The organism is Streptomyces sp. NPDC006798 (genome assembly GCF_040635975.1).
Taxonomy (GTDB): domain Bacteria; phylum Actinomycetota; class Actinomycetes; order Streptomycetales; family Streptomycetaceae; genus Streptomyces.
The window spans coordinates 59,675-72,127 of the sequence record NZ_JBEYIS010000022.1 but is presented as its reverse complement, the minus strand read 5'-3'; the positions used below and the strand labels follow the sequence as shown (position 1 = coordinate 72,127).

12 protein-coding genes and 1 pseudogene are annotated in these 12,453 nt (G+C 73.7%); 6 read left to right on the top strand and 7 right to left on the bottom strand.

Going from position 1 to position 12,453, the window contains the following annotated elements; translation table 11 throughout:
- Positions 1-31: 31 nt before the first annotated feature.
- Entirely contained in the window at positions 32-904 is an 873-nt protein-coding gene (locus ABZ714_RS17290; protein WP_358826066.1) for a DMT family transporter, read from the top strand.
- 86 nt (positions 905-990) lie between these two features.
- Here ABZ714_RS17290 and ABZ714_RS17285 read toward each other — a convergent pair whose 3' ends face one another.
- Entirely contained in the window at positions 991-1,761 is a 771-nt protein-coding gene (locus ABZ714_RS17285; protein ID WP_358826065.1) for an acyltransferase, read from the bottom strand.
- Positions 1,762-2,173: 412 nt separating this feature from the next.
- Here ABZ714_RS17285 and ABZ714_RS17280 point away from each other — a divergent pair, with 412 nt between their 5' ends.
- The 5 genes from ABZ714_RS17280 (at position 2,174) to ABZ714_RS17260 (ending at position 7,077) form a co-directional block, all read left to right on the top strand.
- Positions 2,174-4,177, top strand: a complete 2,004-nt coding sequence (locus ABZ714_RS17280) for an ATP-binding protein (protein ID WP_358826064.1) — start codon at positions 2,174-2,176, stop codon at positions 4,175-4,177.
- An 87-nt stretch (positions 4,178-4,264) separates the two neighbouring features.
- Positions 4,265-4,687 carry a roadblock/LC7 domain-containing protein gene (locus ABZ714_RS17275; protein ID WP_358826063.1) on the top strand — a complete coding sequence of 141 codons (423 nt, stop codon included), beginning with the start codon at positions 4,265-4,267 and terminating at the stop codon, positions 4,685-4,687.
- Positions 4,684-5,052, top strand: coding sequence for a DUF742 domain-containing protein (locus ABZ714_RS17270; RefSeq protein ID WP_358826062.1), 369 nt, complete (start codon positions 4,684-4,686; stop codon positions 5,050-5,052). Before ABZ714_RS17275 ends, ABZ714_RS17270 begins: the two co-directional genes overlap by 4 nt.
- The gene (locus tag ABZ714_RS17265) at positions 5,033-5,647 is read left to right on the top strand and encodes an ATP/GTP-binding protein (RefSeq protein WP_358826061.1); all 615 of its coding nucleotides are present in this window, start codon (positions 5,033-5,035) and stop codon (positions 5,645-5,647) included. Before ABZ714_RS17270 ends, ABZ714_RS17265 begins: the two co-directional genes overlap by 20 nt.
- Positions 5,644-7,077, top strand: a complete 1,434-nt coding sequence (locus ABZ714_RS17260) for a cytochrome P450 (protein ID WP_358826060.1) — start codon at positions 5,644-5,646, stop codon at positions 7,075-7,077. The genes ABZ714_RS17265 and ABZ714_RS17260 overlap by 4 nt, the downstream gene beginning before the upstream one ends.
- A gap of 292 nt (positions 7,078-7,369) precedes the next feature.
- On the opposite strand, the gene ABZ714_RS17255 is transcribed toward ABZ714_RS17260, so the two are convergent.
- The 6 genes and pseudogenes from ABZ714_RS17255 to ABZ714_RS17230 all read right to left on the bottom strand — a co-directional run bounded on the left by ABZ714_RS17255 (position 7,370) and on the right by ABZ714_RS17230 (position 12,444).
- On the bottom strand, positions 7,370-8,221 hold the full coding sequence (locus ABZ714_RS17255; RefSeq protein WP_358826059.1) for an aldo/keto reductase: 852 nt from the start codon (positions 8,219-8,221) through the stop codon (positions 7,370-7,372).
- A gap of 25 nt (positions 8,222-8,246) precedes the next feature.
- Positions 8,247-8,399, bottom strand: a pseudogene (locus ABZ714_RS17250) (IMP dehydrogenase); the annotation flags it as partial.
- Positions 8,400-8,892: 493 nt separating this feature from the next.
- Positions 8,893-10,116: an ABC transporter permease gene (locus ABZ714_RS17245; RefSeq protein WP_358826058.1), complete on the bottom strand. Its 1,224-nt coding sequence runs from the start codon at positions 10,114-10,116 to the stop codon at positions 8,893-8,895.
- A complete protein-coding gene (locus tag ABZ714_RS17240) occupies positions 10,116-10,820 on the bottom strand; it encodes an ABC transporter ATP-binding protein (protein ID WP_358826057.1) in 705 nt (234 codons plus the stop codon). Before ABZ714_RS17240 ends, ABZ714_RS17245 begins: the two co-directional genes overlap by 1 nt.
- Positions 10,817-11,950: a peptidoglycan-binding protein gene (locus ABZ714_RS17235; RefSeq protein WP_358826056.1), complete on the bottom strand. Its 1,134-nt coding sequence runs from the start codon at positions 11,948-11,950 to the stop codon at positions 10,817-10,819. The genes ABZ714_RS17240 and ABZ714_RS17235 overlap by 4 nt, the downstream gene beginning before the upstream one ends.
- Positions 11,947-12,444 carry a hypothetical protein gene (locus ABZ714_RS17230; RefSeq protein ID WP_358826055.1) on the bottom strand — a complete coding sequence of 166 codons (498 nt, stop codon included), beginning with the start codon at positions 12,442-12,444 and terminating at the stop codon, positions 11,947-11,949. Before ABZ714_RS17230 ends, ABZ714_RS17235 begins: the two co-directional genes overlap by 4 nt.
- Positions 12,445-12,453 lie beyond the last annotated feature (9 nt).

Genomic DNA, 12,453 nt, shown 5'->3' with positions numbered 1-12,453 from the left:
GGTCCAAAACACTGTACTGCGAGGTCTCTCCATGGTCGCATTGTTCGCCCTGACCACCGCCCTGCTGATGGGCCTGGCCGACTTCGGCGGCGGACTGCTGACACGGCGCGTCCCCGCCCTCACCGTCGTCGTCGCCTCACAGGCCATCGCGGCCACCGTCCTCGGGGCGATCGTGCTGGCGACGGCGGCCTGGCGGGAGGCGGGTCCCCAGCTCTGGTACGCGGTGGCGGCCGGGGCCCTCGGCCCGGTGGCCCTGCTCTGCTTCTACAAGGCGCTGGCCCTCGGCCCGATGGGGGTGGTCTCGCCCCTGGGCTCCCTGGGGGTCGCGGTCCCCGTCACCGCGGGGCTGCTGCTCGGCGAGCGCCCGGGACCCGTGCAGTTCGCCGGGATCGGGGTGGCCGTCCTCGGCATCCTGATGGCGGGCGGGCCCGAGTTGCGCGGCGCGCCCGTACGGCGGAACACGGTGGCGCTGACCTGTGTCGCCGCCTTCGGCTTCGGTGCGGTGATGACCCTGATCGCCGAGGCGTCGACCAGTGTCACCGGGCTCTTCCTCGCCCTCTTCGTCCAGCGCGCGGTCAATATCGCCGTCGGCGGTACGGCCCTCGCGGTCGCCGCCCGCCGGGGCCACCGGGTACTTCCGGCGGACCGGGACGGCGGCGCCCGGGCGCTCCGGTCGGCGCTGCCGCTGCTGGCCTTCGTCGGACTGGCGGACGTGGCCTCGAACGGCACCTACGCCCTGGCCGCCCAGACCGGTCCGGTGACCGTCGCCGCCGTCCTGTCCCATCTCTATCCGGTCGTCACCGTCCTGGCGGCCCTGATCGTGCTGAAGGAGCGGCTCCGGGGGGTGCAGGCGACCGGGGCGGGTCTGGCGCTGGTCGGCTCGGTCCTGCTGGCGGGCGGCTGACAACCCTTCGGCCCGGAGACGCCGCCGCCCCGAGCCCACCGCCGGAACGCCCGGGACGTGGCGGCATCCTCCGGCGGCACGAGGGCTCAGCCCTCTCCGGACGGCTCCCGATCCGCGCGGTCCTCCGCCAGGGCGAGGAGTTCCCCGGGCGTCACGCCGTCGGGTACCGGAACGGGCGGCGGTGTCCGCAGCGGCGGCTGCCAGCCCCGTACGGGATCCCAGCTCCGGACCGCCCGCGCGGGCGCGCCCGCGACCACGGTGTGGTCCGGCACCTCGCCCCGTACCACCGCACCGGCCGCCACGACCACGTTCCGTCCCAGCCTGGCGCCCGGCAGCACCACCGCCCCGGTGCCGAGCCAGCAGCCCGGGCCGATCTCGACGGGCGCGGAGCGCGGCCACTGCTTGCCGACGGGCGTCCCGGGATCGTCGTAGCTGTGATTGGTCGAGGTGATGTAGACATACGGACCGCAGTACGTGTCCCGGCCCACAATGACCCGGTCGTCGGCGACGATATGGCTGCCCCGGCCGAGGACCACCCCGTCGCCGATGGTGACGATCGGGCCGGGGCCCAGATCGAGCCCCGGCAGCATCCCCGCCGTCAGCGTGACCTGCTCGGCGACGACACAGTGCTCGCCGAGTTCGATCCATGCCTCGCCGAAGACCGTGCCCTGGGGGAACGCCAGCCGGGTGCCCGGTCCGATCGACCGGAAGCGGAGCCGCCCGGGGCGCTCGGCCGTCACGGCGCCCGCGGTCCGCACGCCGTCCCACAGCCGGTGGACGGCACGGTTCGCCATCCCCTGCCACCAGGCGGAAGGCGAGGAGAACGAGAACGCGTTTCGGCCCTTGGACACCCGCACACGGTAGTCCGCCGGAGCCGTACGCTCAGGGGCCCGGGGCTGTGATGTTCACCCCACGCGGCGCCCGCGCCCGGACACTCCGGCCCCGGACCGTCGCCGCGGACAGGGCCCTCCCTCCCGCCACCGACCGCCGGGCCGTTACCACGATCCCGGTCGCCACAGAGGGACTTCGGGACGAAGTCCTCCGTTCTGTGGGGAGTCGTCGCGGTCCGGGCTCCCCGGCTGCCGCCCGTGGCTAGCATGAGCGCCACGCCCGTGCGGAAGATCACCGTCAACTCCCGGCGTCCGCACACACGTTCGACCGAACGCCGGTCGGCCCCTTCTCGCCCGGCCTCCGCGGTCACCCACCCCGGATCCGCCACGCACCCCGCACCTCCGGCGGTTCCGACAGCCTCCAGCAGCGAAGGACCCCATGTCCGTGCCAGCCCCGAAACCGCACCGGATACGAACACCGCGCCCGCTGCCCCCGGCCGCACCGCCCCTCGCGGTCGCGCTGGCCGCCGCGGCCGGGGCCTGGGCGATCGCCGCGGCCCCCGCCGCGGCCCGGGCCTGGGCCGCCGTCACCGTCACCGCGGCCTGGGCCGTGGTCGCGATCGGGATCGTCGCCGCGACGCTCGCCGCCCGGCGGCTGCGGGCCGCCGCGGGCGCCGCCGACGAGGAGGCGCGGAGCCTGCGGTCCCGTGCGTCCCGCGCCGACGAGGACGTCGTCCGGATGCTGGAGGTGACCCTGCCGCTGGTGGTGAAGCGGCTGCGGGACGGGGACCCGCTCGACCGGGTGCTCTCCGAAGTCCCCGCCCCGGCCGACACCGGACTGCGGGCGGTCCTGCGGCTGTGCGCGGCGGAGGTCGCCAAGGGCGAGACCGTCGCCAGGGCGGCGACCGCCGACAGCGTCACCGCCGTCCGCCGCCTCGCGCGCTCCGCCGACGAGGTCGACCGGCTCACCGCGGTGACCCTGCCGGAGGCGGTGGCCCGGCTGCGGTCGGGCTCCGCCGCGGGAACGGCGCTGGCCTCCGTCGAACAGCCCGGTGACGACCGGCTGCGGGTGCTGCTCGACGCGGTGGTCCGCGAGGTGGCCCTGAGCGAGCGGCGCGCCGCGGCCGTGATGGGCGCGGGCACCAAGACCCTCAGCCGGGTCCAGGCCCTGGCCGTCAGCATGCTCGCCGATCTGCGGGACATGCAGGATCGTCACGGCGGGGAGACCTTCGGGGAGTTGCTGGGGATCGACCACAAGACGTCCCAGCTGGGGCTCGCGGCGGACCGGCTGTCGCTGCTGATGGGCGGCCGGACCGGCCGGACGTGGAACAAGCCGATCGGGATGGAGTCCGTGCTGCGGGGCGCGGTGGGCCGGATCTCGGCGTACCGGCGGGTACGGCTCCACTCCACCAGTACGGCCCGGATCGCGGGCTACGCGGCCGAGGGCGTCATGCATCTCCTCGCCGAACTGATGGACAACGCGGCCACCTTCTCGCCGCCCGTGGACGAGGTCCACGTCTATGTCGAGGAGCGGGCGGCCGGGCTGGTCGTCACCATCGAGGACAGCGGCCTGAAGATGGCGGAGGCCCAGCTCGAGCGGGCCGAGGAGGCGGTGTCGGGCCGGGCGTCGGATCTCGCGTTCCTGCCCAGCACCCGGATCGGCCTGGTCGTGGTGGGGATGCTGGCGGTCAAGTACCACATGACGGTCACCTACCGGCCGTCGTCCCGGGGCGGTACGGGGGTGGTGGTCCTGCTGCCACCGCAGCTCCTGCACCAGGAGAACCGGGAGCCGGGGACGGCGGCGGGGACGGCTCGGCCGGCGGGACCGGAGTCCGGTACGCACCGGATCGCCGGAGCCGCCACCGCGACCGTCACGAGCACGGGCGTCACGGGGGCCACCGGGGTCACTCGCGAGGCCGTTTCCCCGACCGGGGCACCGGACGACCGGCCCCCCGGGCCCGGCCCGTTCCCCGGGGGCCGTACCGGGCCGGTGCGGGAGCATCCGTACGACACCGCTACGGGCACCGCTCCCCCGGCCGCCCCCGGATCCGCCCCCGGCGAGCCGGCCGGAGTTCCTGCCGACCCGCCGGTCACCGCCCTCCCCTTCGTCCCGACGCCCCGTCCGGCGGCCGGTGGCGGCGGTCCCGGCATGGCGACACCCAACGGTCTGCCGGTACGTCCCCGGGGCCGCACGATGGCGGCGGCGGACCGGGGCCGGACCGATGCCCCCGACCCGGCGGCCGTCACCGCCGCCCGGCCGGGGCGTGACGCGGGAGCCCGGTTCGGCGCCTTCCACCGCTCGATGAGAGCCCGCGGCAGGCCGGAGCACGACACCGCGCCGCCCACGGGGGCCGACGGTCCGGACGGAGGTGGCGGACCACCGGCCACCTCGGTCCGGACCGCCACCCGTGCCGAAGACCGGCTGCCGACGCCTGACGCCTGACGCCTGACGACACCGAGAGACCGACCGAGAGACAGGAGGAAGGGGCCATTGCTCCCGGCCACCGGTGGCGCCCGCCCCGTCCCGACCATGCAGACCACGGACACCAGCCTCACCTGGCTCCTGGAGGGCCTGATCGACCGCACCCGGGGCACCCGGCACGCCCTGGTGCTCTCCCGCGACGGGCTGAAGCTGTGCTGGACCCCCTATCTGACACTCGATCAGGCCGATCAGCTGGCCGCGATCTGCTCGGGTATCCAGGCGCTGGCCCAGGGCGCGTCGGTCGAGTTCGGCGACGGCACCGGCGGCGTACGCCACTCGATGACGGAGTTCCACGGCGGACTGCTGTTCATCGTGGAGGCCGGGGAGGGCGCCCATCTGGCCGTGGTGGCCGAGGACGGCGCCGACCCGGGCGCCGTCGGCCACCACATGACGGAACTGGTCGACCAGATAGGACACCATCTGCGTGCCGAACCCCGAACCCCGCCCGCTCCGGAGAGTCCCCGCCCATGACCCGTCTCCCCGTCGACCTGGGGGAACCGGACCGGCTCTACACCGTCACCGGCGGACGCTGTGCCGTCGGTGCCGATACGGAGCGGACGTTCGACCTGGTGACCCTGGTGGTCGGCGAATGCGGCCCGGCGCCGGGCATGCAGTCCGAGCACGCCCGGATCCTCGAACTGGCCCGGCACCCCGTCTCCGTCGTCGAGTTGTCGGCACAGCTCCGGCTGCCGGTGACGGTGGTCCGGATCCTGCTCGGAGATCTGCTGGCGACGGGCCGGATCACCGCCCGGCGGCCCCGGCCCGCCCGCTCACTCGTCGGCCTGCCCGACTCTGCCCTTCTGGAGGAGGTGCTCCATGGACTCCGCAACCTCTGAGCTGCCCGCGTTCACCCCGCTGACGGATTCGGCCGATACCGGACTGAAGATCGTGATCGTGGGCGGGTTCGGGGTCGGCAAGACCACCTTGGTGCGGTCCGTGAGCGAGATCCGTCCCCTCAACACCGAGGAGGTGATGACCCAGGCCGGGATCGGGGTCGACGAGACGGCGGGCCCGTCGGCCAAGTCGACCACGACGGTCGCCTTCGACTTCGGCCGGATCAGTCTCAACGAGCGGATGGTGCTCTATCTCTTCGGGGCGCCCGGTCAGGAGCGGTTCTGGTTCCTGTGGGACCGCCTCTTCGCGGGTACCCTCGGCGCGGTCGTCCTGGTGGACACCCGCAGGATGAGCGATTCCTGGTACGCGATCGACCGGCTGGAGAACCACGGCACCCCGTTCGTGGTCGCGGTCAACCGCTTCGAGAACGATCCGGCGGTCTTCTCCCTCCGGGAAATACGGCAGGCGTTGTCGCTCGCGCCGCACGTCCCGCTGGTCGACTGCGACGCCCGGGTCCGCGCCTCGGGGAAGTACGTACTGCTCAGCCTCGTCAACCACCTCCGTGATCTGACTCTGGCCCGGGAGACCACCCCATGACCGACCGCAGTACGACGACCGCGCCGGACGCCCCCGGCACCCCCGGCAATCCCGCGGCGGACGAGCCCGGCCCGGCCGCCTCCGCGGTCCGGCGCGGCGGCCCGGCGGCGCCCCCGGCGTCCGCCGGGCACCGGGCCACCGCCGACCCGTCCGAAGCCGGCTCCCCGGCGGCAAGCGGCGCCGTCCCGTTGCGCGTTCCCGCCGACGGCGAGTCCCCGGCCGCGATCTACGCCGGCCTCAGACGGCGGCACGGCCGGGTCGCGCCGGTCGTGGCGGACGACGGGGGCACCGCCTGGCTCGTCCTCGGCTATGCCGAGGTCGGCTATGTCACCGCTCACGAGGAGCTGTTCGTCCGGGACACGTCCCGCCCCGGTCCGTGGCCGGAGGCGGCGGAGAGCACGGGTCCGGCGCCCGCCGTACCCGGCCGCGGCCCACGGCGGCCGGGCCCGTCGGCGGCCCGGGCGCTGGCCGCGGTGGACCAGTTCGAGCTGGCCGAGGGGTGCCGGGGCGTGGCCCGGCGGCTGGTGGACGGCTTCGCGGGCAGCGGACGGGCCGAGCTGATGTCCGCGTACGTCCGGGCCGTATCACTGCGCGCGGCCGTCCTGATGTGCGGACTGCCGCCGGACGCGGGCGCCTTCGAAGGGCTGGTGGGCGATCTGCGGACCGCCCTCGCCGAGGACGGCCCGGAACGGTCCGGCACGTCCGGAACCGATGCCGTACGGGACGGTATGCCTCCGGGCGGCGCGGTACGGGGCGGCGGGGACGAGCTGCGGCGGTCCGCCTACGTCCGGGCCGGGGAGCGGCTGCGCCGGCTGGTGGCGGCCCGGCGCTCCGGCCCCCGGCCGGATGTGATCTCGCGGCTGCTGGCCGATCCGGCCGCCCCCGACGACGGCGAGGTGGTACGGGAGGTGTTCGCCCTCGTCGCGGCGGCGCACCGGCCGACTGCGGACTGGATCGGGAACGCGCTGCGGCTGCTGCTCACGGACGAGCGGTTCGCCCGGGACGTCTCCGGGGGGCGGCTCAGTGTCGGCCAGGCGCTGAACGAGGTGCTGTGGCTGGACACCCCGGCGCAGACTGTCGGCGGGCGGCGGGCCGTACGGGACACCCAGCTCGGCGGCCACCGGGTCCGGGCGGGTGACCGCGTCCTGTTGTCCCTCGCGGCCGCCAACACGGATCCGCAGATCTGGCCCGGGGGGCGGCCCGGGGGCGAGAACGCGGCCCATCTTTCGTTCGGCGGAGGTGGCCGGCGCTGCCCCTATCCGGCCCCGCTGCTCGCCGAGACGATCGCCAGGACGGCGGTGGAGACACTGCTGGAGCGGCTGCCGGACACCGTGCTCGCGGTGGACCCCGAGCGGCTGGCCTGGCGGCCCTCGGTCCGGGAGCGGGGGCTGGTGGCGCTGCCCGTACGGTTCACCCCGGTGATCCGCTGACCAGGAGTCCGCGGAACAGGGGGTGGCAGAAAGCACGCCGAGCCTCCGTCGCCGCTGGTATGCGGCCGACGGCGCGTCGGCCGCATCCGGAGTAGTCGTCCCCGGACAGCGCTCCGATATCCGCGGCGGCCTGCTCCGTCGCCTGCGGCGGCGATCTCCGGCCACCGGGGTCTCCCGTCCGGACCAGCCGGGGACGCCGAGCGGGGCCGACGCCGTGGATCCCGAGGCGGAGGGTTTCCCTCACGCCATTCACCTGAAGAGGGCCGCCGGCCGACGAGAGGCCGTCTGGTGCTCAGCTGTCCAGGCGACGCCCGGCGAGCCGGGTGACCATCTCGGGGTCGTGGTGGTCGAAGAACAGGGAGCCGCCGGTGTCGAGGGTCGCGATCCGGGCCATCTCCTCGTCGGTGAGCCGGAAGTCGAAGACGTCGATGTTCTCGGCCATCCGCTCGGTACGCACCGACTTGGGGATGGCGACGACCTCGCGCTGGGTGAGCCAGCGCAGCACGATCTGGGCCACGGACTTGCCGTACCGCTCGCCGATTCCGGCGAGCAGCGGGTTGGTGAACAGGGCGTTCCTGCCTTCGGCGAAGCCGCCCCAGGACTGCATCCGCACCCTGTGCTCGCGCATGAGGTCCTGGTAGGAGGCGCGCTGGAAGAACGGATGGGTCTCGATCTGGTTGACCTGCGGGGTGATCTCGTTGTTGAGGATCAGGTCGATCAGCCGGTCGGGGTAGAAGTTGGCGACACCGATCGCCTTCGCGAGACCCTCGCGGTTGAGTGCCTCCATGGCACGCCACTGGCCGTAGACATCGCCGAAGGGCTGGTGCATCAGGTACAGGTCGAGGTAGTCCAGGCCCAGCTTGGTCAGCGACGTCTCGAACGCGCGGCGGGTGTTGTCCTGGGCAGGGGCGTCCTGGACCCACAGCTTGGTGGTGACGAAGAGCTCCTCACGAGGGATGCCACTGGACCTTGTGGCGCGGCCGACGGCTTCTTCGTTGCCGTAGGCGGCTGCGGTGTCCAGCAGGCGGTAGCCGGCTGCCAGCGCCTCGGAGACGGCGCGCTCGGTGTCCTCGGCGGGGATCTGGTAGACGCCGAAGCCGAGGATCGGCATCTCGACGCCGTTGTTCAAGGTCACGTACCGCATGGGGAAGCCCCTCGCTGTCGTCGGGAGGGCGGCCGGTGGCCGGCGTCGAGGCGCAGGGCCACAGGCCGCTGCCGTACACACAGGAGGCTACGACGCGCTCCACGGGGTCGGCGGGCCGGACGATTCCCGGGTCGGGCCGGTCCTCGGCTCGGACGTCACCGGCTCCGGCTCCGTACATCACTGCCGCACATATGAGGGCGCTACTCCGAACGGGTGGGGCGGGCTCGGGGGGTGGCGGATGTCGGCGTTCGAGCATCCGGGCCCGGGCCTCGGCGCGGGTGACAGGGCTCCCTCGGGCGCCCTGTCACCGGCCGGGAACCCGATCACCGCCTGTGCCGCCCGCCCGCGCGCCGTCGCGGGCGCCGCTCCCGACGCCCCGGACCTGACCGGACTCGCCGGCGCGCCCCTCCACAGGAGTTCTCAGGCGAGGCCAGGTTCGGGGCGCTGCCGGGCATGGTTTGTGACGGCGTCCGGGGTCTGACGGCCCCTCAAGGGGCCTTTCCGAGCGACGCGGACGACTTCGGGCGCCACCCCTGCCCGTGCTGACGTGCCGGATCAAGGCCCACGGCCCCGTTCTGGAAGAACCCGCCGGACCCCCGCCCGGGAGGATACGACCCCGGCGGGGCCCTTCCCCTCGGCCATCGGGCGGGTCGGCCGCGGAACCGCCGCTTTCACGCCGCCGCCAGGGCCAGGGTCGGGGACTGGCGGGAGGCTCGGACCGCCGGGTAGAGCCCCGCCATGGTGCCGATGGCGAGGGTGGCGGCGAAGCCGCCCGCGGCGGCCCAGGGCGGGACCACCCAGGGCAGGCCGCCCGAGGCCGCGTACAGGCCGGTGGCCGCACCACCCAGGAGGACTCCCGCGATACCGCCGAGGCCCGAGAGCATGAGGGACTCGGTGACGAACTGGATCCTGATCTGGCCGCGGGTCGCGCCCAGGGAGCGCCGCAGTCCGATCTCGTGGCGGCGTTCCAGGACCGAGATGAGCATGGTGTTGGCCACGCCGACGCCGCCTACGAGCAGGGCGATCCCACCGAGTCCGAGGAGGAGAGTGGAGAACGCGCCCTCGGTCGCCGCCTTCGCCCTGAGCGCCGACGACGGGTCGCTGACGGAGACGTTCCGCGGGTTCCGCGGGTCGATCGTCGGTGCCAGGAGCTTCTGGACCTGGCGTACGGACGCGTCTGTGGAGCGTTCGTACACGGCCGTCGGGTGCCCGTCGAAGCCGAGCAGCCGCTGGGCTCCGTCCCAGCCGACCAGGGCCGAGCGTTCGAGCTCGGGTGCGAGGGGCAGCGGATCGAGGATGCCGAGGACGGTGAAGTAGCGGTCGTCGATCCAGACCTGCCGTCCGGGCCGGTCGATACCGAGTCGTTCGGCGGCCACGTGTCCCAGCACGAGCGACGGGTAACGGCTGTTGGCGGCGTTCAGCCAGGTGCCGGAGGCGATGGTGCCGCGCAGCACGCCGAGCAGTCCCTCCGTGGCCGCCTTCACCGCGATGCCGCCCGTCTCTTCCTCGGGGATCTTCTCGGAGCGTCGTACGGAGCGGGCGAGGTCGCCGGTGCCTCCGGCGTGCCGGACGCCCTGGATGCGGCCGGCCATGCCGACGGCATCCTTCGGCAGCTTGACCTCCTGCCCGCTGAACATGCCCTCGCCCGGCTTCGCGACCAGCATGTTCGTCCCGAGCGCGTCGAGTTGGCGCAGCAGCTGCGCCTGGCTGGAGGCGGAGATGCCTACGACCGCGATCATCGTCGCGATGCCGATGGCGATGCCGAGCGCCGAGAGCACGACGCGTACCGGCCGGCTGCGCAGACCGGCGGTGCCGACGTGCAGGACGTCGCCTGGGCCGAGCCGGGTGGCCTTGAGCGCACGGTCGGCGGTGTGCGGCGGGTTTCCGCGGGGCATCAGGCCACGACCTTTCCGAGGGTCGTGTCTGCGACGACCCGGCCGTCCCGGATGCGGACCTGGCGCGGCAGCCGGTCGGCGACCTCGGTGTCGTGGGTGATCACCGCGATCGTCGAGCCCTCCGCGTTCAGGGTGTGCAGCAGTTCCATGACGGTTTCGCCGGAAGTCGAGTCGAGCGCGCCGGTGGGTTCGTCGGCCAGGAGCAGATCGGGCTGTCCGACGACCGCGCGGGCGATGGCGACGCGCTGTTTCTGGCCGCCGGAGAGTTCGTGCGGCCGGTGGCGCCTCCGGTCGGCTAGTCCGACCCGGCCGAGGGCCTCGTCGGCCAGTCGGCGGCGGCGGGCTCGGGGCAGACCGGAGTACAGCAGCCCTTCGGCGACGTTCTCGACCGCGGTCATGCCGGAGGCGAGGTGGAATGCCTGGAAGACGAAGCCGATGTGGCGGGCGCGCAGAGCGGAGAGCCGGCGGTCGGACAGGGCGGCGATGTCGTGCCCGGCGATCTTCACGGTGCCGGTGGTGGGACGGTCCAGGGTGCCGACGATATGCAGCAGGGTCGACTTGCCGGAGCCGGAGGGTCCTACGATGCCGACGAGTTCGCCCGCGCGCACGGTGAGGTCGATGCCGTCGAGGGCGCGGACCCCGCCCGCGTACCGCTTGACGACTCCGGTGAGTTCCACGACGGGCGGTCGCGCGATGCCGGTCATGCGGACGGCACCCCGACCTTCATGCCCTCGCGCAGCCCCTCGCCGCTGACCTCGACCCTGCCCTGGCCGAACATGCCGAGCTCGACCTCGACGTCTCTGGCCCTGCCGTTCTCGACGACCTGGACGCCGAAGCCGCCGTCGGGGAGGGCGAGCAGAGCGTTGACGGGTACGGACAGGACGTCCTTGCGGGTCTCGCCGGTGAGCTCGACGGTGACAGGTGACTGGTCCACGCCGGTGACTTTGTCGGGGTCGTCGAAGGAGACCGTGATGTCGATCTTCGGGGTCTTGTCCTGGGGGTCGTCGCCGACCGTCGCGGTCCGGCCGACGGCCGACACCTTGCCGGGCAGCCGGGTGCCGTCCGGGAGCGTTACGTGCGCTCGGGTGCCCGCCCTGGCGGATCCGGCCTCCGCGGCCGGGATCCGGAAGCCGACGACGCGTTCGGAGCCGGTGACCGTGAGGACCGGGGAGCCCGGGGTGATCCGGTCGCCCACCGCGATCCGGTCGCCGCCGGAACCGGCCCCCGTCTCCTTGACGCGTACGGCGCTGCCGGCGAAGGCGATCTGGTCCGGGCCGACGGTGCCGGTCCGCCGGAGGTCGTGGGACTTCTGCCAGCGTTCGACGGCGGCGGCGGTCTTGGCGGTGTACTCCTCGTCGACGTCGAAGCCCGTGTACCCGAGGGCGGCGAGGTTCTCCTCCCATTGCCGGACGTCCTTGCCCTTGGCGCCGGTCTTGAGTGTCCGGTACATGGGCTCGGCACCGTACATCAGGCGTACGGCCCGGCCGTCGATCTCGTAGACCCGCTCGTTCCGCTTCACGACGGAGCCCGTCGGGGCGAGCCAGGTGAGGGTTCCTCCGGCACCACCGCCCGCGGCTGCCCCGGCGTTGATCCTCCGCTCGCCGAGATGGCCGAGCGTGCCGTCCCGCCGTGTGCTGTCGCTGAGGTCGACACGGGTGACGGAGGCGGTCGTGGACGACAGCCCCGGGGAGCCGGCCGGAACGGTATCGCGGCTGTCCGGGTTGGCCAGGACGGTGACGGCGGCGCCTCCGCCCGCGACGGTGACGACCGCCGCGACGGCGAGCACCAGCCGGCGCCGGCGCGGCGGGCGTGCGCCCGTCTCGCCGCGGCTCATCGGCCCACGCCCCGGCATGCCTCGGCGGCCTTGTCGAACTTCTGCTTCTCGGCGCCCCGCGGTATGGGCATGGCCTCCTGCATGCCGCCGCCGGAGTTCGGGTCGGGCATGTCGAAGCCGTTCTCGCGCATGCACTTGGCGTACGCGAGCGCCTTGTCCTTGTCGGCCTGGGCGGGCTCCTCGCCGAAGCCGGCGCCGCCCGTCTTGGCCTGGCAGGTCTTGAACGCCTTCTCCACCTTCTCCTTCGGCATTCCGTCGCCGCCGATGCTGAGTCCGGCACCGTTCCGGCCCGGCTCGGGCTCGGGCACGTCGAGGCCCTGCTCGCGCAGGCACTTGCGGAGTTCGAGGGCCTGGTCCGCCTTCTTGCCCTCCTCGGACACGCTTCCGTCGTTCTTCCCGCTCCCTTCGGAACCGGAGCAGGCCGTGGCGAAGAGGGCGAGGGCGGCGGCCAGCAAGGGGGCGGCGGCCGCGTGAGTGATCCGTCGAATCGTCATGGCAGGAGG